Source organism: Amycolatopsis lurida (genome assembly GCF_900105055.1).
Classification (GTDB): domain Bacteria; phylum Actinomycetota; class Actinomycetes; order Mycobacteriales; family Pseudonocardiaceae; genus Amycolatopsis; species Amycolatopsis lurida.
Window position 1 is genome coordinate 5,236,966 of the sequence record NZ_FNTA01000004.1, and the last position, 20,496, is coordinate 5,257,461.

Sequence of the window (20,496 nt, forward strand, 5' to 3'; positions counted from 1 at the left end):
TTTCACCAACGGTGGTTGTCGGGCATTGATCCTACGTGGGCTGCTCGGAGTCCCACGCGGGGTCGGTCGGAGCATCCTCACCGGGCCATCCGGTCGCCGGGTCGATGGCCATCGAGTTCACCGACGAAACCTGGTTCCCGCCGCCGCGTTTCGCCTGGTACATGGCCGCGTCGGCGCGCGCGAGGACCTGCTCGGCCCGTTCCTGCGGGCGGAGCGAGACGAGGCCGACGGAGAGGGTGACACCGTGCGAAAGATGGTGCGGCAGAGATGCGACGGCATTCACAGAACGACCCAGCGCCTGCTTCGCCGCGGAGGCCGGAGCCCCAGGTAGGAGCACGATGAACTCGTCTCCGCCGTACCGGGCGACCACGTCGTCGCCGCGCAGGGCGTCGCGCAGTGTGCTCGCGATGACACGGAGCACGTTGTCGCCTTCGGCGTGCGACTGTTTGTCGTTGACGTCCTTGAATCCGTCGAGGTCGACCAGCGCGACCGCGAGCGGCTGGGCGTCGGCGGAGGACGCCAGCGAACGCAGCTTTTCGTCGAGCGCGCGCCGGTTCGGCAGCCCGGTGAGCGGGTCCTGAAGGGCTTGCTGGGTGATCGCGCCGTGCTCGGCGGACAGGCGTTCGTGCTCCCGGCGCGCGTTGAGCGTGGCGATCTGCGATTCCCGCAGCGACCACATCTCCGTTTCCAGGATGGTCGCGTAGTCGATCAGCGACTGGCTCGCGCCGGACGCGTAGTCGGGGGTGGTGTCGAGCCTGGCGAGCTCGCGGGCGAGGTTCAACCGCATCGACGGCAGCGAGCCGTCCTCGTTGTCCTCGCGGACCTCTTTGAGCACCTGCAGGGCGTCCTCGCGGCGGCCGTCGTTGTCCAGGCAGCGGGCCAGCGCGATGGCGATGATCTCGCGTTCGTGCGGGAACACCAGTTCCGGGTGCACCAGCGAGTTGAGGCGTTCGATATGCGACGAATCGGGCGACGCCAGCGCGGCGGCAGCGGCGAGCACGCCGACCTGGTCGATCGCGGGCACGCCGGCCTTGCGCGGGAAGAGCGACTCGGTGAACGGGCCTTCGGCGGCCTGGGCCATCGACGCCGCGGTGCGGAACTTGTCCGCCCCCTCGTCGTAGCGCTCGATGCGTTCGAGCCGCAGGCCCCAGCCCAGCAGCATCTTGACCCGGTTGATCAGCTGGAGCGCGATCTCGTGCGGGCTCGCGCTGTCGCGGATCGCCTGCGCGGCGCGGGCGATGGCCTCCTCGGCCGCCTCGTAGACGCCGAGCTGGTTCAGCACCAGCCAGCAGTCGACCAGGGTGGTGGACAGCATCCGGTCCCAGTTGCGCCTGCCGACCTGGCGGTCCGGGACCGCGGAGTCGTCGAGGATGGCCAGTGCCCTGGCGATCTCGGTGAGGGCGGCGTCCTCCTGTTTGGCGATCACCAGCCGTCGGCCGCGCATGGCGTGCGCGTCGGCGCGCATCAGCGCGAGACCGTGCCGCCTGGTGTGCGCGAGCATCTCGTCGAGCCGGGGCTCCGCTTCGGCGGCGAGGCCGCGGGTGACCAGCCTGGCCATCGCCGAGTAGCGCAGCAGCTGGGCGACCAGCAACGGTTCGCCGCGGCGCTGTGTCTCGTCGAGGAGTTCGTCGAGGCTGGTGACGATGTCCAGCTGTTCGGCGTAGCTGACGCGCTGGATGGCTGCCCCGAGTTCGCGCGCGCGACCGTGGAGCCAGGCGTCGGACATCTCCGCAAGCGCCGGCCGCCTGCCACTGGTCGTCGCGTCCTCGGTCAGCCGCACACACCCCCACCGTTGAAAACGCCGCTGGTCATCTGTTCGTCTGCTCCGCCGCCAGGATTCGAACCTGAACTGTCAGAACCAAAATCTGAAGTGCTGCCGATTACACTACGGCGGATCGATCCTGGTCAGGATAGCCATGCCGGAGACCTCCACGTGCGCCCGGGGGTTGTCTCACCTTCGCGGGCACTCCACAGGGGACCAAACCTCCTGTACCGTAACTTACGGCATCGTAGGTAAGGTCACCCTTAGGGAAACCCTCGGGGTTGCGCATAGAAAAGAAGTGACTGCATGACGGCTACCCTGGACCGTTCCCAGAAGCCCGCGAAGGGCCCCAAGCCGGTAATCGAAGGACATCGATCGAGCGGCGTGCAGCTCTCGGTCTACCTCGGGGTCATCTTCCCGCTCGCCGCCTTGCTCGCGGCCGTCCCGTTCGCCTGGGGCTGGGGACTGACCTGGGTCGACGTCGGCCTGTTCGTGGTCTTCTACGCGATCAGCGGGCTCGGCATCACCGTTTCGTACCACCGCTACTTCACGCACGGCTCGTTCAAGGCCAAGCCGTGGCTGCGCGTCGCGATGGCGATCGCCGGCAGCATGGCCGTCCAGGGCCCCGTGATCACCTGGGTCGCCGACCATCGGCGCCACCACGCCTTCTCCGACCGCGACGGCGACCCGCATTCGCCGTGGCTGTTCGGCACGACACCGGTCGCCATCGCCAAGGGGTTCTGGCACGCGCACATGGGCTGGCTGTTCGATCGGGACCAGACCAACGCGGAGCGATTCGCGCCGGACCTGGTGAAAGATCCGGCCATCAAGAAGGTCGACGAGCTGTTCTGGCTGTGGAGCCTGCTCACCCTGGTACTGCCCGCGATCCTGGGCGGACTGATCACCTGGTCGTTCTGGGGCGCGGTGACCGCGTTCTTCTGGGCCGGGCTGGTGCGCGTCTGCGTGCTGCACCACGTGACCTGGTCGGTCAACTCGGTCTGCCACATGATCGGCGAGCGCCCGTTCGCGGCGCGCGACAAGTCGGCCAACTTCTGGCCGCTGGCGATCTTCTCCTTCGGCGAGTCGTGGCACAACCTGCACCACGCCGACCCGACTTCGGCGCGGCACGGCGTGCAGCGCGGTCAGATCGACATTTCCGCGCGGCTCATCTGGATCTTCGAAAAGTTCGGCTGGGCCTACGACGTGCGCTGGCCGACCCCGCAGCGCCTCGCGCGCATCGCCACTGAAAGCAAATAGCGAGGTCACGTTAGTCTTCTGCGATGGCGGGGAGAAGGCGGACCAAACGTGAAGCGGTCACCGGGGTGCGTCCTGTCGCCCCGGTGACCCGGGTGCGGATGACGGGGACCGAGCGCAGGCAGCAACTGCTCAACGTCGCCAGGGCCCTGTTCGCGGAGAAGGGTTTCGAGGGCACGTCCATCGAGGAGATCGCGCACCGCGCGAATGTCTCCAAACCGGTGGTGTACGAGCATTTCGGCGGCAAGGAAGGCATCTACGCCGTCGTCGTCGACCGCGAGACGCAACTGCTGCTCGACCGGATGATCTCCACCCTCCACGGTGGACACCCGAGAGCGATGTTGGAGCAGGCGGCGATCGCCTTGCTCTCCTACGTCGAGGACTCGCACGACGGCTTCCGCATCCTGGTGCGGGATTCACCCGTCGCGAGTTCGACGGGCACGTTCTCGACGGTGCTGAACGACATCGCCAGCCAGGTCGAGCACATCCTCGCGCAGCAGTTCGCCGCGCGGGGTTACGACGAGAAGCTGGCCGCGCTGTACGCGCAGGCGCTCGTCGGGATGGTCGCGCTCACCGGGCAGTGGTGGCTCGACGCCAGGAAGCCGAAACGCGACGAGGTCGCCGCGCATCTGGTCAACCTCGCCTGGAACGGTTTGTCCAATTTGGAGCACAAACCCAAGCTGCGGCTGTACTGAGTCAGCGCAGGAGGCCGGTCTCCCGCAGGTGATCGAAGATGATCTTGTCCACCGCGGAGACCCGGTCCCTGTCCGCGTAGCCGAGCCACACGACCTCGTCGATCTCGCTGCCGGCCTTGAGCGTTCCGCTGAATTCGGCCGTGTAGCAGGTCATCCGGACCAATAGTCCCGTCGCGTGGCCGTCGGCCTGCGCGTCGAAGACCCCGGCGGGCTCGATGCTCGCCGGATCGATTTCGACGGTCAGTTCCTCACGGATTTCGCGGATCAGTGTCTCCGTGTCGGTTTCGCCGGGTTCACGTTTGCCACCGGGCAGGTAGAACACGGATTTGCCGCGCGACCGGGTGCTCAGGATCCGGCCGTCGCGCAGGTGCAGCCAAGCGATCTTGTCGATCACGGGTCAGCCCAGCGCCGCGGCGGTCTCGGCGGTGGTGAGCACTTCGCCCAGCCGCGGGAACACCTTCGTGATCGCCGATTCGTGGGAGATCGCGGCGATACCCGTCATCGCGTCCGAAACGGCGATGGTCTCGTAGTCGTGGTCGATCGCGGCCCGCAGCGTCGATTCGACACCGTATTCCGTGGCGATCCCGGCGAGCACCAGTGTCTTCACGCCGAGTCCGCGCAGGAGTTCGTCGAGTCCGGTGCGGTAGAACGCGCCGATCGTGTGCTTGGTGATCAGATGCTCGCCTTCGCGAGGCGTCAGCTCGGTGACCAGTTCGCTGCCGGGTGGCTGCTCGTCGACCCCCGGCCGGTGCGCGCGCACGTGGACGATCGGTGAGCCGGCCGCGCTGAAGGACTCTCGCAACAGGACGGCGTTCGACACGACCTCGGTGCCTTCGATCGGGACGGTCTCCAGTGCGACGATCCGCGTCTGGAGGTCGATCAGGACGAGCGCCGTCGTCGGCGGGTCGATCTTCGTCATGCGGGAAGCCTAGTGTCCCTATGCTGAGGTCATGGGGCAGAACAGGGAAGTCGTGGTCACCGGCGGCGGAACGGGAATCGGTTACGCGGTCGCGGCGGCGTTCGCCGCGCGGGGTGACCGGGTGACGATCACCGGCCGCCGCGAACAGGTCCTCACCGAGGCCGCCGCGCTGCTCGGCGCGAACCCGGTCCCGTTCGACGCGGCCGATCCGGACGCGGTGGAACGGGCACTGGCCGAGCTGCCGGAGCGTGTCGACGTCCTGGTCAACAACGCGGGCGGGAACACCGATTTCCGCAACGGGCCCGCCGAAGATCTGAAATCTTTCGCGGCGAACTGGCGGGCCAACCTCGACGCGAACGTGTTCAGCGCCGTGCTGGTCACCCGTGCCTTGCGGGACAGGTTCGCCGACGGCGCGCGGATCGTCACCGTCGGTTCCATCGCCGCGCGGACGGGAGCGGGTTCCTACGGTGCGGCCAAGGCCGCGCTGGAGGCGTGGAACGTCGACGTGGCTAGGGAATTCGGGCCGCGTGGGATCACCGCGAACATCGTCGCGCCCGGACTGGTCGGGGACACCGAGTTCTTCCGGGACAAGCTTTCCGACGAACGCCGGAAGTGGCTGATCGGCAACACCCTGACCAAACGTGCCGGCGAGCCCGCGGACGTCGCCGAAGTGGTGGCCTTCCTGGCGAGCCCAGAGGCCCGGCACGTCACCGGCCAGATCATCCACGTCAACGGCGGCGCGTATCTCGGCCGTTAGGCGCCGGGTGTGACCTTCAGCAGTTTGTCGTCCTGGCCTTCCGAAGTCGTGATGTAGAGCGCGCCGTCGGGCGCGCTCCGGACGGCGCGAAGCCTGCCGAACTTGTCGTCGAACTCGGGCGGCAGCGTCACTTCGGTGACCTTGCCCGCGTCGTCGAGGCGGAACAGCAGGAGTTTCTGGCCTTTCAGCGCGGTCACGGCCAGTGAGCCTTCGAGCGCTCCCCACCGCGATCCGGTGAGGAACTCCGCGCCGCAGATCGCCTCGGTGATCTCGCCGGTCGTCCACAAAGGACTGACGGCGTCCGGGAAGCGCTGCTTGTCGGTCATCGGGACGCTTTCGTCGTAGCTGGTCTCGGTGCCACCCTTGGACGGGTCCCAGCCGTAGTTCGCGCCCGCGGTCTCCAGGTTGACCTCGTCGTCGATGGTCGGCCCGTGCTCGGCGGTGAACACCTGCCCGGTGCCGGGACGGACCGTGACGCCCTGGACGTTGCGGTGCCCATAGGTGAACACGCGCTGTTCGTTCGGGTTCGCGGACTTGATGAACGGGTTGTCCGGCAACGCGTTCCCGGTCTTCGCGTCGACGCGCAGCACCTTGCCGCCGAGGCTCGTCCGGTCCTGCGGATGCCGCGGGCGGGCGGTGTCGCCGGTGCCGACGAGCAGGGCGCCGTCCGCGCCGAACGCGGGACGGCAGCCGGAGTGCCTGCCGCTGGGGTTCACCGGCAGCCCGGTCAGAAGGTCCTTGACCTTCGTGGCGCTCGCGCCGTCGTCCGACAGCCGCCAGGTGACCAGCCGGATGTCGACGGCGGTGTCGCCCTCCTTGTGGGTCTGGCAGGTGATGAACTCGCGCGACGTCGCGAAGTCCCTGCTGATCACCATCCCCATCAAGCCACCTTCGCCGCGTACGTGAACGTCGGAAAAGTCGGCGGCGACGTCGCGTTTCGTGCCGCCGTCGACCAAGGCCAGCTTCCCGGGACGCTGGGTGACGAGGATCTTCCCGTCCGGCAGGAAACCGACGTCCCAGCCGTGTTCGAGCCCGGCCGTCACCTGTTCGACCTTCAACGCCGCCGCGGAGGGCTTCGAAGTGACCGGTGGCGCGCTCTGCACCATCTCGCTCGAAGCCCCGGAACAGGCCGTGGCCAGCAAGAACAGGAAAGCGAACGCGACGACGGCGGTAGTGCGCATGACATCAGCATGCCACCGGGCTCAGCCGCTCACTAGGGACGAACCGGTCAACGCGCCAGGATCGCGGCCGTCTCGGCGTCGGCGGGAAGGAAAGTCTCCAGTTTCAGTTCCGACAGCGTGACGTCGGCGGCGGTCGCGAACGTCGTGATGGCCGTGATCAGCCGCAGCTCACCCGCCGAAGTGGACAGGCGCATCGGCACGGCGAACCCGAGATGGTCCGGGCCGGGCGGCCCGGGCTCCGGAACGTAACCTTCGAGTTCGGTCAGCAGCGCGGTGAGCCGCTCGTCGGGCGCGTGCGCGATCTCCTGCGTCAGCCGTTCCAGGATGTGCCGCGCCCAGTCCGCGAGGTTCAGCACCCGCGGCGCCATCCCCTTCGGATGCAGCGCGAGCCGCAGGGTGTTGACCGGTTCCTCCAGCAGTTCGGGCGCGACGTCCTCGAAGAGCAGGTCGAGCGCGTCGTTGCGGGCGACGAGCACGCCGTAGCGGTCGACGACGATGGCCGGGTACGGCCGGTGCCCGTCGAGCAACCGCCGCATACCGTCGAGGACCGGCTTCACCCTGGGATCGTCGAGTTTCGTTTCGGGGAAACCGGGGGCGTACCCGGCGGCGAGCAGCAGGCCGTTGCGTTCCCGGAGCGGGAGTTCGAGCGATTCGGCGACGCGCAGCACCAGGCCGCGGCCGGGGATCGAACGGCCGCCTTCCAGGAAACTGACGTGTCGTTGGGTGGTCCCGGCCCGGAGCGCCAGTTCCAGCTGGGACAGCCGCCGCCGCTCGCGCCAGCCCTTCAGCGCGGGGCCGAATCCGGAAACCATGGTCGTCATCTTGGCCGAGCCGTCGCCGGTGCCGCCATTCCCTCGAAGGAATTGAGACGATTCCCCGCCGCGGAGAGGCTTCCGGCATGAAATTCGGTCTTGTCGTCCCCACTTATCGGTCCACCCTCGACGCCGGGCGCACCGCACCGGAAATGGTCGCCATCGCGGTCGAAGCCGAACGCCTAGGTTTCGATTCGGTCTGGGTCGGTGACACGCTCGCGAAGGCGCCCATCGATTCGTTGACGTTGCTCGGCGCGTTCGCCGCCAGAACCGAGCGGGTCACCCTCGGCACCGCCGCGCTGCTTCCGGCGTTGCGGGATCCGCTGCTTTCCGCGAACACGATCCTTTCGCTCGACCTGCTCAGCCAGGGCCGGATCACGCTCGGCGTCGGCGCGGGGTTCGCCGGCCGCAGCGAACCCGAGTTCGCGTTCACCCGCGTTCCGTGGGAACGCCGTCGCGCCCGGCTCGACGACATCGTCGCGCTGTGGCGGCACGTCTGGAGCGGGAACAGCGGTCCGTTCCACGGCGACGTGCTGCATTACGACACGCTTCCGGAGTACCCGGAACCGCACCGTCCGGGTGGTCCGCCGGTATGGCTGGCCTCGTTCACCCCGGGCGCGCTCGAACGAGTGGGCCGGCTTTACGACGGCTGGCTGCCGTATCCGCCCGACGTCGCGGACTACGCCGACGGGCTCGCGAAGATCCGCGAAGCGGCCGTACGCCCAGTGACGCCCGCGTTGTTCGCGACAGTGCTCATCGAGGAGGACCCGGTCCGGGCCCGCGAGCGGCTGGAGGACTACGCGCGGCGGAATTACGGCGTTCCGCTGGACTTCGTCGAGAAGATCCAGGTGTACATCGCGGGCAGCCCGGCGGAGGTCGCCGACAGGCTGCGCGAATACCAGGACGCGGGTGCCGAACACGTGCTGATCAGGGTCGCGACCCAGGAACCGGCCGAGTTCGACGAACAGCTTCCGAAGCTCGCCGGCGTCCTGCCCCGGTAATCGCGCGGCGGACTGTCGGTGCCCCCACGTAGGCTGGGACGGTGACAAACGCTCCATTGTCCGGACTCCTTCATTCCATCCTTCCCGATCCGGCCCTGCGCGGGGTCGTCGAGCGGGCCAGTGCCCCGGTGCTCGAACTCCAGGGCGCGATCGCCACCCGCCAGCTGGTCGTGGGCGCCCTCGCCGCGGACGAGGGCGCCGGCCGTCCCGTGCTCGCGGTGACGGCCACCGGCCGCGAGGCCGACGAACTGACCGCTTCGCTGAAGTCGTTCCTCGGCGAAGAGGCCGTGGCCGACTTCCCGTCGTGGGAGACGCTGCCGCACGAGCGGCTGTCGCCCCGGGCGGACACCGTCGGCCGTCGGCTGGAGGTGCTCCATCGGCTCAAGACGGGCGCCGACGACCTGCGTGTCGTCGTCGCGACCGTCCGCAGCCTCATCCAGCCGATGGCGCCCGGGCTCGGTTCGCTCGCGCCGATCGACCTGGTGGTCGGCGAGGAACAGAGTTTCGAAGGCCTGCTGGAGCGGCTGGTCGAGCTCGCGTACACGCGGGTGGACATGGTCGAGAAACGCGGCGAGTTCGCCGTGCGCGGCGGCATCCTCGACCTGTTCGGGCCGACGGCGCAGCATCCGGTGCGGGTCGAGTTCTGGGGCGACGAGGTCAGCGAGATCCGCGCGTTCGCCGTGTCGGACCAGCGGTCGCTGCCGGGGGAGATCCGGCACGTCAGCGCGCCGCCGTGCCGTGAGCTGCTGCTCACCGAGTCTGTGCGCGCGAAGGCCGCCGAGCTGGCGACGACGTACGAGGCGGACGCCCAGCTCACCGAGATGCTCACCAAACTTTCCGGCGGGGTACCCGTCGAGGGCATGGAGGCGCTCATCCCCGTCCTGTGCGAGGGCGAGCTCGACCTGCTGACCGACGCGATGCCCCAGGGCGCGCACGTGCTGCTGGCCGATCCGGAGAAGATCCGCGCCCGCGCGGCCGACCTGGTCCGCACCGGGCAGGAGTTCCTCGAAGCGTCCTGGACCACGGCCGCCGCGGGCGGTCAGGCTCCGATCGACCTCGGCGCTTCCGCGTACCGGGACCTAGCGGGGATCGCGAAGCACGCTCAGGAGACGAAGCGCCCTTGGTGGACGCTCACGCAGCTGGCCAGCGACGATCCCGACGTCTACCGCGTCTCGATCGAAGCCGCGCCGAACTATCGCGGCGAGGTCGAGCGCGCGACGACGGACCTGCGCGCGCATACGGCCGCGGGCGGGACGGCCGTCCTCGTCGTCGCCGGGCACGGCACCGCGGCCCGCGCCGTCGAGCAGCTGTCGGCGGGGGAAGTGCCCGCCGCGCTCGCCGAAGGCATCACCGGTCCGCTGACGCCCGGCGTCGTGACGGTGACATGCGGGGGTCTTTCGGACGGTTTCGTGTCGCCGGAGCGAGCCCTCGTGGTGCTGTCCGAATCGGACCTCACCGGCCGGGGCTCCGGCGCGGGGACGTCCACAAAGGACTTCAGCACCAAAATGCCGTCGCGGCGCCGCAACGCCGTCGATCCGCTCGCCCTCAAGACGGGTGATTACGTCGTGCACGACCAGCACGGCATCGGCCGGTTCGTCGAGATGGTGCAGCGCACCGTGGCCGGCGCGACCCGGGAGTACCTGCTGCTGGAGTACGCCTCCTCCAAACGCGGGCATCCGGGGGACCGGCTGTTCGTCCCGACCGACCAGCTCGACGAGGTCTCCCGCTACGTCGGCGGCGAGCTGCCGACGCTGAACAAGCTCGGCGGGTCGGACTGGAAGAACACCAAGGCCAAGGCGAAGAAGGCGGTCAAGGAGATCGCCGCCGAACTCGTGCAGCTCTACGCCGCGCGGCAGTCCGCGCCGGGGCACGCGTTCGGGCAGGACACCCCGTGGCAGGGCGAACTCGAGGACGCCTTCCCGTTCACCGAGACCAACGACCAGCTCGCCGCGATCGACGAGGTCAAGGCGGACATGGAACGCGGCGTCCCGATGGACCGCGTCATCTGCGGCGACGTCGGCTACGGCAAGACCGAGATCGCGGTGCGCGCGGCGTTCAAGGCCGTGCAGGACGGCAAGCAGGTCGCGGTGCTGGTGCCCACGACGCTGCTCGCGCAGCAGCACCTGAACACCTTCACCGAACGGATGAGTTCGTTCCCGGTGAAGATCAGGGGCCTCTCGCGGTTCACGAACAAGACCGAGTCCGACGCGATCCTCGAACAGCTGTCCTCGGGTGACGTCGACATCGTGATCGGCACGCACCGCCTGCTGCAGACCGGGGTCCGGTACAAGGACCTCGGCCTGGTGATCGTCGACGAGGAACAGCGCTTCGGCGTCGAGCACAAGGAGCACATCAAGGCGCTGCGGACGCACGTCGACGTGCTGACCATGTCGGCGACGCCGATCCCGCGGACGCTGGAGATGTCGCTCGCCGGGATCCGCGAGATGTCCACGATCCTGACCCCGCCCGAAGACAGGCACCCGATCCTGACCTACGTCGGCGCGTACGACGACAAACAGGTCGGCGCCGCGATCCGGCGCGAACTGCTGCGCGACGGCCAGGTTTTCTACGTGCACAACAGGGTCTCCTCGATCGAGAAGGCCGCGAAGCGTATTCGCGAGCTGGTGCCCGAGGCGCGTGTCGTCACCGCGCACGGGCAGATGAACGAGGACAAACTCGAGAAGATCATCCAGGGTTTCTGGGAGAACGAGTACGACGTGCTCGTCTGCACCACGATCGTCGAGACCGGGCTGGACATCTCGAACGCCAACACGCTGCTGGTGGAACGCGGCGACCTGCTCGGTCTCGCGCAGCTGCACCAGTTGCGCGGCCGGGTCGGGCGCGGGCGTGAGCGGGGGTACGCGTACTTCCTGTATCCGCCGGAGGCCCCGCTCACCGAGACGGCGCACGACCGGCTGGCGACCATCGCGCAGAACACCGAACTGGGCGCGGGCATGGCCGTCGCGATGAAGGACCTCGAGATCCGCGGCGCGGGCAACATCCTCGGGGCGGAGCAGTCCGGGCATATCGCGGGCGTCGGTTTCGACCTGTACGTGCGGCTCGTCGGCGAAGCGGTCGACGCGTTCCGCCGTCACGCGGGTGCGGAGACCGCCGAAGAGGAGGAACTCGCCGAGGTCCGCGTGGATCTTCCGGTGGACGCGCACATCCCGCACGACTACGTGCCGGGCGAGCGGCTGCGGCTGGAGGCGTATCGCAAGATCGCGGCCGCGCCCGACCAGGCCGGGCTCGACGCCGTCCGCGAGGAACTGGTCGACCGCTACGGCCAGCCGCCCGCCCCGGTGCGGAGGCTGCTCGCGGTCGCCACGTTCCGGCACACCTGCCGCGCGGCCGGGGTCACCGAGGTCTCCGCCCAGGGCACCTCGATCCGGTTCGCGCCGCTGCCGCTGGCGGATTCGCAGATGGTGCGGCTGAAGCGCTTGTACCCCAAGGCTCTCTACAAGGCGGTCACGAACACGGTTTCCGTGCCGAAGCCGACCGAGGGCCCGGCGGGCGGGCGCATGGGCGCCCCGGCGCTGCGAGACGAGGAACTGCTGGACTGGTGCGCGAAGCTGCTGACGAATCTGATGAAGTCGCCGGCGCCCGTCGCGTGATCCGGCTCCGGACACGCGTGTCACGGGCTCACGAGCCGAGCCCGAATCGCGACTTACGACCTGGTTCTCTCGCCGGGGCCGGTATGAGAGGGTAGGCCCTGTGATGCGGATCATGGGGCGCCGTCGCGCGCTGGTCGGGGTTCTTGCCGGTTCTCTCCTTCTCGCCGGATGCAACGCCGGACCCGGGCAGGTCGGTGCGGCGGTGATCGTCGACGGCAGGACCGTCTCGGTGGATCGCGTGCAGCAGCTGATCGACAAGGCCGTTCGTGAGCACCCGTACGGACAGCAGCTCGCCAAGGAGCACAAGCTCGACCTCGTCGGCCGCGAGATCGTCCGGCAGGAGATCCTGCACGTCCTCACCAAGCGCGCCGCTCAGCGGGAAGGCATCGGGGTCGACGAGTCCCTCGTGGTGAACGCGTTGCGGAACGATCCGCTGGCGAAGCCGATGGAGGCCAATCCGCAGGACGATCCCGAGCTCAGTGTCGAGCAGCTCGTGGCGCGGGTGCGGGACCACCGCGAGGCACTGATCGACGCGGCGCTGCAGACCCAGCTCGCGATGAAGTACCTGGACAAGCTCAGCGTCACGTTCGATTTCAGCTCGGTCTCCTCGACCGACGCCACCGGCGCCGATTCGGACAAGCTGCGCGAGCAGGCGATCGAGAAGGCCCGCCGCTTCGCCGCTTCGCCGAACGCGGCCGCCGAACTGATCGCGCAGGACCAGCAGACCTCCGACACCCAGGCGGGCACCGGCCAGAAGCTGCCCGCCATGCAGTCGCCCGCGACCGCGGCCACCGTCCTGTTCGGTCTCCAGCCCAACACCGTCGCCGCCTTCAAACCGACACCGCAGCAGCCGCTTTGGGTCGTCGTCGTGATGCGTGAGCGGACCGCGGACAAGCCCGTCGCGTCGGATCAGGCCGCGCAGCCCACCGCCCAGCAGCTGGCCAAGATCGGTGTCCGGCTCCTCCAGCCGGACCTCGGCCAGGTCGACCTCAAGGTGAACCCGCGCTACGGCGTGTGGGATGTTGTCGAGATGGACCTCGCGCCCAACGAAGCTTCGAAGAAGGGCATCGTGCTGCCTGTGCACGGTGCCGCCCCGCAAAACCCGTGACCGCTGCCGTCGTCGTGATCGCCCGCGGGGCGACACTGCCCGCCGCGGCGCTCCCGGTCTTGCGGGCCAGCGCGGCCGTGTACGCGGCATCCGATGTCGATCCCGAGGTCGTCGGGGTGCCCGCGCTCGGTGACACGCAGGTGCGGGACCTCGTGCTCATCGCCGGTTCGCGAAGGGAATCGAAGGCCGCGGCGCTGATCAGGTCGGGCGCGCGCGTGATCGAAGCGCCCGTTCCGCCGCTGGTCGAGGCCGCCGAGGTGATGGACCGGCTCCGCTCGCCGGGTGGCTGCCCGTGGGACGCCGTCCAGACACACGAGTCGCTGCGTCAATATCTGGTCGAGGAGACCTACGAGCTGCTCGACGCGATCGAGGAGGGCGACCGCGTCGCCTTGCGCGAGGAACTCGGCGACGTCCTGCTCCAGGTGCTGTTCCACGCGCGCGTCGCGGTCGAGGACGCGGACGATCCGTTCGGGATCGACGAGGTCGCTTCGGAACTGGTCGCGAAACTCGTCGGACGTCATCCGCATGTCTTCGCCGACGCTCCCCGGGTCGAGACCGTCAGCGACCAGAACCTCAAATGGGAAGAACTGAAACAGGCCGAGAAGAGCCGCCAGTCCATTGTGGACGGTGTCGCGCTCGGTCAGCCCGCCGTGGCGCTCGCCGGGAAGCTCGGTCAGCGCAGCGGCCGGGCCGGGATCCCGCTCGACCTGTTCCCCGACGGTTCCGAAGCGGCCGCCCAGCTGTTCCGGGTGGCCGCGACCGCGCGCCGCGCGGGGATCGATCCCGAAGGCGAGCTCCGCGCCGTCGCGAAGCGGTTCGCCGGCGACATCCGGGCCGCCGAGCAGGCCGCACGTGACGCAGGTCTGGAGCCGACGACGCTCGAGGCCGACGGCTGGCGCAAGTTCTGGCCGAGTTCCTGAGGGCCGAATGTGTCGCGATGCCACCTTCGCGGCGCCGTGGCTGAACGCCGTGTGAGATGAGCCGCCGACCTACCCCCGCCCGAGGCCCTGTGACACAGGACACAATCGAGTGAGAACCGTTTCGGTGATCTCGGCGTCTTGCCGAATGTGAAAGGAACGGAACCGGACGAAGAGCAGCTCGTCCGCCGCACGGCCAAAGGTGACCGCGCGGCGTTCGAGGAGCTCTACCGCCGCACGTCGCCGTGGCTGGCCGTCCGCCTGCGCCGTCGCTGCGCCGATGACCAGATCGTCGCCGAGGTGATGCAGGAGACCTACCTCGCGGTCTGGCGTGCGGCGGGCGCGTTCGCCGGTTCCGCCGTCGGCGGGAGCGCCGTGGGCTGGCTGTGGACGATCGCCGCGCGGCGGCTGGTCGACGCCTTCCGCCGCCGGGCGCGGCACGCGCAGCCGTTGCCGGTCGCGGAAACCACCGTCGCGCCCGCCGCCGAGGAGGAGGCGCTGGCCGGTGCGGTCGGTGACCACGTCGGCGACGCGCTGCGACGCCTCGCTCCCGAACTCCGTCAGGTCCTGCAGGCGATGGTGCTCGACGGGCTGACCGTCCGTGAGACCGCGGTCCTGCTCGGCCTGCCGGAAGGAACCGTCAAAACCCGCGCCAGGCGGGCTCGGATCGCGATGCGGGAGGCGCTGTCGTGAACAAGGAACACGTGTCCGAACAGCTCCTCGCCGGTTACGTCCGCGGGGACGACGGGTTGGCCGGTGACGAGGTCTGGGCGGTCGAAGCCCATCTCGAAGCGTGCGCGGAATGCCGGGGGAGGCTGTCCGCGCTCAGCCTTCCGACGGTGTCGGCGCTGGTGGACGACGTCTGGGCTGGGCTGGGGCCGAAGCTCGCCGAAGCGGGGCCGAGCCCGATGCGGAGGCGGTGGACCGGACGGTTGCACACCTGGGTGACGCCGGTGATGTTGCCGTGGCTGGTGATGATCGTCCTGATCCCGGCACTGGGCTTCCTGCTGGACTCGCTCGGGTTCACCGGGTCCAGGGGCTACTCGTTCGTCCAGCTCTTCTCACCGGTGCTGCCGGTGCTCGGCGTCGCGGTGTCGTGGGCGAAGGGGCTCGATCCCGCGTACGAACTCGTCACTTCCACGCCGAGGGCCGGGCTCTACCTGCTGCTGCGCCGGACGACGGCGGTCCTGGCCGTCGTGTTGCCGATACAAGGCTTTTCGAGCTGGCTCGGCGGCGGCGGATTCGGGCTCGGCCTCCTGCCGAGTCTCGCCTTCACCACCGGGACGCTCGCGCTCGGCGGCGTGATCGGGGTGGTGCGGGCGGCCTACGTCCTCACCGGGGTCTGGATGGCGGTGATCCTGGCGCCCGCGGTGGCTTCGCAAGGGCGCGCCACCGCGCTCGAACCCCGGCTGCTCCCGGTGTGGGGCGCGATCTTCGCGCTGACCGCGGTCGTGGTGGTGCTCCGGCGGAGCGTCTTCGGCCTGCTCACCGGATCCGAACGATGAACGAAGGGGAGAACATGATGCGTGCTGTCGGGGCCGCGGAGGTCGCACCGACGACCTACGCGTGGCAGATCAAGGCGGAAGGACTGAAGGTCCGGGTCGGCAAACGCAAGTTCGCCGTGAACGGGCTCGACCTGGAACTCGGCACGGGGGTGCACGGTCTGCTCGGCCCGAACGGGGCCGGGAAGACCACGCTGATCCGGGCACTGGCGACGGTGCTCCGGCCGGCGGAGGGAGGGCTGGCGCTGCTCGGTGAATCCGTCGGGGGATTCACCGATCAGCGCAGCCTGCGCCGCCGTATCGGCTACCTGCCGCAGAACTTCGGTTTCTACAAGCGATTCACCGTCCGCGAGTTCGTCGAGTACATCGCCTGGCTCAAAGAGATGTCCAAAGAGGACATCCCGGCCGCGGTGCAGCGGTCGATCGAACGGGTCGGCCTCGCCGACCGGGCCGACGACCGGATGAAGACGCTGTCCGGCGGCATGGTGCGACGGGTCGGGATCGCGCAGGCGATCGTGAACGACCCGGACATCCTCCTGTTGGACGAGCCGACCGCCGGGCTCGACCCGGCACAGCGCGTCCGCTTCCGCGATCTCCTGCAGGAAATCGGCCGCGACGCCTGCGTCGTCGTCTCGACGCATCTCGTCGAAGACGTCGCGACCGCCTGCACCGACGTCGTCCTGTTCGAAAACGGGAAACTCGTCTTCCAGGGGACACCGGACGAACTGGCCGCGGCCGGGAGCGAGGAGTACGTCGGCGACAGCCCGATCGAGCGCGGTTACTCGGCGCTGCTCGGGCACGAGCCGGGGAGGGGGAACTGGTGAACACGCGTGTCCTGCGGACCGAGCTCCGCCGTTCCATCGCCCCCTGGGCGACGCTCGCCATTCTCGTCGTCGCGTTCGGGTTCCTGTATTCGTTCAGTGGTCCGTGGTCGAAGCCGCCGCTCGCCTGGGACGAGAACTGGGTGCCCGCCGCGAAGTGGAGCCGGTTCCTGCTGGTCTTCCTGGTGCCGATCGCGATCGGTGCGGGGGTCATCCAAGGCATGCGGGACAGCCGGTCCGGGATGGCCGAACTCCTCACCACGATGCCGCGGCCCGGCCGGCACCGCGCCGCGAAACTCGCCGGTGCGGTGGGCGGCCTGCTGGTGCTGGGCTATCTGCTGATCTTCGCCGCCGGCGCCGTGCAAGTGCTCTTCAGCGGCGCGTTCTTCACCTTCGGCTGGCTGCCGATCGTCGTGGTCGGCGTGCTCGCGATGCTCGCGGGGGCCTGGATCGGGTTGGGGATCGGCCGGTTGCTGCCGCATCCGCTGACCGCGCCCGCGGTGGCCGTCGCCGCTCTCGTGACCATGCTCTTGCTGCAGATCGGTGGGTCGCAGGGCAGCGTGCTCGTGGGCGCTTTTCCGGCCTGGGCCCACTCGCTCTCTCCCGCGATGGACGTCACCAACGATCCGTTCACCACCACCGCGAGCCGGGTGGATCTCGGCCAGGGGGTCTGGCTCGCCGGGCTGGCCGCGACCGGATTCCTCATGCTGGCGGCTCACTCCAGGCGGTCGAAGGCGCTCTCCGTCGTTCCCGCGCTGGTGGCGGTCGCGATCGCGATACCCATCCTGCCCGCGACCTACGCCGAGGCCAAGACCGTCGACCCGCGTGCGACGGCGATGGTCTGCGACGGCCCGGTCTGTGTTCCTCGTATGCTCGAACCCGACCTCGCCCGTATCGCCGGGCCTGGCAAAGAAGCGTTGCGGCTCTTGGGAACACTGCCGGACGCACCGGTCAGGGTCGCGGCCTTGAACCGGTGGCTGGACTACGACGAGATGCCGCCGCGCACCGCCGACACCATTTATGTGGACCTGGTGGATTGGTCCATTCGTTCGGTCGTGAATTCGGACGACCTGACTCGGACACTGGTCGCCGGCGCCGGGACACCGACCTGTTACAGCCTCCATAGTGGCGACAGGTCCTTCCTGGACGAACTGATCGCGAGGTCGATCACGTCGAGCTGGTTCCTCGGTGAGTGGAAATTGCTCAGGGGCTCGTGGCTGAGCGAAGAGAAGAAGAACGAGGTCCTCCGCGCTTGGGAGACCTTCCGTGCCCTTCCGCCCGATGTCCAGCGAGAGCGGATCATCGCACAGCGGAAGGCCGGTCTGACCTGTCAGGGCAACCAGCTCGACATCCTCCTCGGCGGCGCCCGATGAGGTGGGCGGCGCTGTACGCGCGCTCGCGCGCCATGCCCGCGTCGTTCGCGGCGCTCGTGGTGAGCATGGCGGTGATCTGGTTCTTGGCGCGCGACCGCTGGTCGGAGATCCCGGTTTCCCTGGCGCTCCTGGTGGCGATCGCGGTGACCGCCGTCGGCCTCGGCGGGCAGGACATCGATCTCGACCGGACCGCCGCGATCCGCTGGGCGCCTCGTCGCGTCGTCCATCTCCTGCTGATCGGCGGCCTCGGCATCGGTGCCGTGCTGCTGCCACGGCTGTGGGAAGCGGAGCGGGTCCCGGTGGAGATCATCGTGCGGAACGCGAGCGGACTGCTCGGTCTCGCCGGGATCGCCGCGGTGCTGTTCGGCGGGGCCTTCGGGTGGACGTTGCCGCTGGCCGGGTTCGCGGTCGCGTTCGTGGTCTCGGCCACCACGTCGAGTACGGAGAGCGCGCAGCTGGTGATCACTTGGCCCTTCCAGCCCGCCGGAGTCGCCGAAGCCACGTGGACCGCCGTGGTGCTCGCCGTGACCGGTTTGGGGACCTATTCGGTCTACGGTGCCCGTCGCTGAAAGGGTCGTTCCTGACGTTCTTCGTCAGGAACGACCCTTTCACTTCCCCGGTCAGACGTTTCGGTTGTGCGGAACGAGATCGAGCGGGTCGTGGTCCGGGTCGTCGACACCGAGGCTGATGATCCGCGACGGGTGGATCCGGATCACCGCGCCGTCGAGATGGCCGTCGGGGGTCCGGGCGCCGGTCAGCGCCTCGGCGCGGCCGCGGATCTCGAGGCAGCGGATCCTCGGCGGGTCCTGCGAGGGCATGTCGTCCACCACGAACGCGGCCTGCCCGTTGGCGGCCACGTTCCGGAACTTCTTGCTCTTCGCCAGTTCGTAGCCGGTGATGTCGATCGTCCGGGTCTCCGGGTTGTAGGCGTAACCGACGGGGCTGACCTGCAGCGTGCCGTCCGGCTGCGCCGTCGCGAGCCGCCCGAGACCTTGGGTGGCGAGGTAGTCGAGTTCCGCTTCACTGAACATGGAAATCAGTGTGCGACCTCCACTTTGCTAGAGGTCAAGAGCCAATCCTGCTGCGCGCCGGTCGCCGATCGGTTCTCCCGTCGGTCGGTTTCGTAAGCCGATTGGGGCATCGCCCGGAAGTGTGGCGAAGTAACCTGACCGGGTGGCCGAAACCGCCCAGAGCACCGAAGCCCCGGAGCATGCTGCCCGCCCTCTGCCGCCGTACGTGCCCAGGCTCGCTTTCGCGGGCGGACTCGTGCTCACGGGCGTGGTGCTGATCATGACCGTCGGGATGAACCGGCCGGGAGGCGAGGAGCCCCCTCCGCCGGCTCAGCCCCAGCCCGCGCTCGCGGTTCCCGACCAGAAGCCGCAGCCGGGGGTGGCGACGCCGCGTGCGGGGCTCGCCGCGCCACCCGACCGGCCCACCGTTTCCGACGCGGCCGAATTGGAGACCTGGGCGAAACGGGTGGCGGCGAAGACGCGGCTCTCCTTCGCCGACCTGTCCGCCTACGGCCGGGCCGAGATGTGGCTCCGGCGGCAGAAGCCGGGTTGCCACCTCTCGTGGGCGACTCTCGCCGGGATCTCCCACGTCGAAACGGCGCAGGGCAGGCCCGGCCCGATCACGCTCCCGGCCGACGTCTGGGCCAAGCACTCCGCCCGGGCCAGGAGCGACGGGAAGCACCCGGATCCGAAGGACCTCGACGACGCCGCCTTCGCCACCGCCCGCTACCTGTGCGCCGCCGGTGACGACGTCGCCACCCCGGACGGCTGGTGGAAGTCGATGCGGGTGTTCAACCCGTCGGTGCCCTACGTCCAGGAGGTCTTCAGCGCGGCCGACACCTACGCGGACGCCAGCGTCGCGCCCTGATCCTCGAGCACCAGATCGAAGTTGAGCGCCGCCGCCATCCGGTAGGCGTCGCCCGCGGCGACGACCAGCTGCGCCATCGGATCGACGACGTTCCCCGCCGCCCAGACACCGTCCACGTTCGTGCGGCCCTGCGCGTCCACCGCGATCGAGCCGCTTTCGGTGCGCGCGCAGCCGATCTGGGCGAGAAGCCGGTCGTGCGGGACGAACTTCGGGCCGACGAACACGACATCGCGTTCGACGAATTCCCCGTCGACGAGCCGGACGCCGGTCAGCCGGTCGTCTTCGACGGCGAGCTCGGACACCTTCCCGTCGACGATCCGGATGCCCAGCCCGGTCAGCTTCGCCCGGTCTTCGGCCGAGAGCTGCTGCGTATGCGTGAAGAAGGTCAAGTCCTTGCTCCACTGCCAGACGATCAGCGCCTGGTGGACCGATTTCTCCGAGGTGGCGAGCACCCCGAAACGCTGATCGCGCACCTCCCAGCCGTGGCAGTACGGGCAGTGCAGGACGTCGGCGCCGAACCGCTCCGCGACGCCGGGGATCTCCGGCAGTTCGTCGGACAGCCCGGTGGTCACCACGATCCGGCGACCGCGGATGACCCGGCCGCTCGCCAGTTCCACCGCCTTGTCGTGGCGTAGCCGGTGGACGACGTCCTCGACGATCTCAACGCCGTACGCGCGGACTTCGTCACGGCCTATTTCCAGGAGTTCTTTGGGGGGAATGCCGTCCCTGGTCAGGAAACCGTGCGCGTGCGCGGCGGGCGCGTTGCGCGGGGTGCCGCCGTCGATCACGACGACTTCGCGCCGTGCCCTGCCCAGCACCAAAGCCGCGCTGAGACCCGCGACGCCACCACCGATGATCACCACGTCGTATTCGTTGTTCATGGTGCCGAGCATCCGGATTTCCGG

At 69.1% G+C, this 20,496-nt stretch carries 20 protein-coding genes and 1 tRNA gene; 13 read left to right on the forward strand and 8 right to left on the reverse strand.

Going from position 1 to position 20,496, the window contains the following annotated elements; genetic code table 11:
• Positions 1-31: 31 nt before the first annotated feature.
• Both BLW75_RS30250 and BLW75_RS30255 read right to left on the reverse strand, forming a co-directional pair.
• Positions 32-1,780 (reverse strand): GGDEF domain-containing protein, encoded by a 1,749-nt coding sequence (locus BLW75_RS30250; RefSeq protein ID WP_034305602.1) that lies wholly within the window; start codon positions 1,778-1,780, stop codon positions 32-34.
• A gap of 43 nt (positions 1,781-1,823) precedes the next feature.
• Positions 1,824-1,895 (reverse strand) — tRNA-Gln (locus BLW75_RS30255).
• A gap of 173 nt (positions 1,896-2,068) precedes the next feature.
• Here BLW75_RS30255 and BLW75_RS30260 point away from each other — a divergent pair.
• Complete coding sequence (locus BLW75_RS30260; RefSeq protein ID WP_034305599.1) at positions 2,069-3,019, forward strand: acyl-CoA desaturase; 951 nt, start codon at positions 2,069-2,071, stop codon at positions 3,017-3,019.
• Between the two features lie 98 nt (positions 3,020-3,117).
• The gene (locus tag BLW75_RS30265) at positions 3,118-3,711 is read left to right on the forward strand and encodes a TetR/AcrR family transcriptional regulator (protein ID WP_034305955.1); all 594 of its coding nucleotides are present in this window, start codon (positions 3,118-3,120) and stop codon (positions 3,709-3,711) included.
• Between the two features lies 1 nt (position 3,712).
• On the opposite strand, the gene BLW75_RS30270 is transcribed toward BLW75_RS30265, so the two are convergent.
• Entirely contained in the window at positions 3,713-4,105 is a 393-nt protein-coding gene (locus BLW75_RS30270) for an NUDIX hydrolase (protein WP_034305597.1), read from the reverse strand.
• 3 nt (positions 4,106-4,108) lie between these two features.
• Positions 4,109-4,630 (reverse strand): isochorismatase family protein, encoded by a 522-nt coding sequence (locus BLW75_RS30275; RefSeq protein ID WP_034305595.1) that lies wholly within the window; start codon positions 4,628-4,630, stop codon positions 4,109-4,111.
• A gap of 31 nt (positions 4,631-4,661) precedes the next feature.
• On the opposite strand from BLW75_RS30275, the gene BLW75_RS30280 reads away from it, so the two are divergent.
• The gene (locus BLW75_RS30280) at positions 4,662-5,387 is read left to right on the forward strand and encodes an SDR family NAD(P)-dependent oxidoreductase (protein WP_034305592.1); all 726 of its coding nucleotides are present in this window, start codon (positions 4,662-4,664) and stop codon (positions 5,385-5,387) included.
• Here the strand turns inward: BLW75_RS30280 and BLW75_RS30285 are convergent.
• Positions 5,384-6,568: a PQQ-dependent sugar dehydrogenase gene (locus BLW75_RS30285; protein ID WP_034305589.1), complete on the reverse strand. Its 1,185-nt coding sequence runs from the start codon at positions 6,566-6,568 to the stop codon at positions 5,384-5,386. The genes BLW75_RS30280 and BLW75_RS30285 overlap by 4 nt on opposite strands.
• Positions 6,569-6,615: 47 nt before the next feature.
• Complete coding sequence (locus BLW75_RS30290) at positions 6,616-7,380, reverse strand: helix-turn-helix transcriptional regulator (protein ID WP_034305952.1); 765 nt, start codon at positions 7,378-7,380, stop codon at positions 6,616-6,618.
• A gap of 86 nt (positions 7,381-7,466) precedes the next feature.
• On the opposite strand from BLW75_RS30290, the gene BLW75_RS30295 reads away from it, so the two are divergent.
• The 9 genes from BLW75_RS30295 to BLW75_RS30335 all read left to right on the forward strand — a co-directional run bounded on the left by BLW75_RS30295 (position 7,467) and on the right by BLW75_RS30335 (position 18,282).
• A complete protein-coding gene (locus tag BLW75_RS30295; protein WP_034305586.1) occupies positions 7,467-8,381 on the forward strand; it encodes an LLM class flavin-dependent oxidoreductase in 915 nt (304 codons plus the stop codon).
• Between the two features lie 56 nt (positions 8,382-8,437).
• A complete protein-coding gene (mfd, locus tag BLW75_RS30300; RefSeq protein WP_034305584.1) occupies positions 8,438-11,992 on the forward strand; it encodes a transcription-repair coupling factor in 3,555 nt (1,184 codons plus the stop codon).
• 103 nt (positions 11,993-12,095) lie between these two features.
• On the forward strand, positions 12,096-13,100 hold the full coding sequence (locus BLW75_RS30305) for a hypothetical protein (protein ID WP_034305582.1): 1,005 nt from the start codon (positions 12,096-12,098) through the stop codon (positions 13,098-13,100).
• A complete protein-coding gene (locus tag BLW75_RS30310) occupies positions 13,097-14,020 on the forward strand; it encodes a nucleoside triphosphate pyrophosphohydrolase (RefSeq protein WP_034305579.1) in 924 nt (307 codons plus the stop codon). Before BLW75_RS30305 ends, BLW75_RS30310 begins: the two co-directional genes overlap by 4 nt.
• Before the next feature lie 147 nt (positions 14,021-14,167).
• Positions 14,168-14,710: an RNA polymerase sigma factor gene (locus tag BLW75_RS30315; protein WP_034305577.1), complete on the forward strand. Its 543-nt coding sequence runs from the start codon at positions 14,168-14,170 to the stop codon at positions 14,708-14,710.
• Complete coding sequence (locus tag BLW75_RS30320) at positions 14,707-15,522, forward strand: zf-HC2 domain-containing protein (protein ID WP_034305575.1); 816 nt, start codon at positions 14,707-14,709, stop codon at positions 15,520-15,522. Before BLW75_RS30315 ends, BLW75_RS30320 begins: the two co-directional genes overlap by 4 nt.
• Before the next feature lie 17 nt (positions 15,523-15,539).
• A complete protein-coding gene (locus BLW75_RS30325) occupies positions 15,540-16,343 on the forward strand; it encodes an ABC transporter ATP-binding protein (RefSeq protein WP_034305949.1) in 804 nt (267 codons plus the stop codon).
• Positions 16,340-17,713, forward strand: coding sequence for a hypothetical protein (locus BLW75_RS30330; RefSeq protein ID WP_034305573.1), 1,374 nt, complete (start codon positions 16,340-16,342; stop codon positions 17,711-17,713). The genes BLW75_RS30325 and BLW75_RS30330 overlap by 4 nt, the downstream gene beginning before the upstream one ends.
• On the forward strand, positions 17,710-18,282 hold the full coding sequence (locus BLW75_RS30335) for a hypothetical protein (RefSeq protein WP_034305570.1): 573 nt from the start codon (positions 17,710-17,712) through the stop codon (positions 18,280-18,282). Before BLW75_RS30330 ends, BLW75_RS30335 begins: the two co-directional genes overlap by 4 nt.
• A 51-nt stretch (positions 18,283-18,333) precedes the next feature.
• On the opposite strand, the gene BLW75_RS30340 is transcribed toward BLW75_RS30335, so the two are convergent.
• Entirely contained in the window at positions 18,334-18,744 is a 411-nt protein-coding gene (locus tag BLW75_RS30340; protein ID WP_034305568.1) for a PPOX class F420-dependent oxidoreductase, read from the reverse strand.
• 142 nt (positions 18,745-18,886) lie between these two features.
• Here BLW75_RS30340 and BLW75_RS30345 point away from each other — a divergent pair, with 142 nt between their 5' ends.
• Positions 18,887-19,591, forward strand: coding sequence for a lysozyme family protein (locus BLW75_RS30345; protein WP_034305565.1), 705 nt, complete (start codon positions 18,887-18,889; stop codon positions 19,589-19,591).
• On the opposite strand, the gene BLW75_RS30350 is transcribed toward BLW75_RS30345, so the two are convergent.
• Entirely contained in the window at positions 19,564-20,484 is a 921-nt protein-coding gene (locus tag BLW75_RS30350; protein WP_034305563.1) for an NAD(P)/FAD-dependent oxidoreductase, read from the reverse strand. The two genes, BLW75_RS30345 and BLW75_RS30350, sit on opposite strands and share 28 nt — an antisense overlap.
• Between the last annotated feature and the right edge of the window lie 12 nt (positions 20,485-20,496).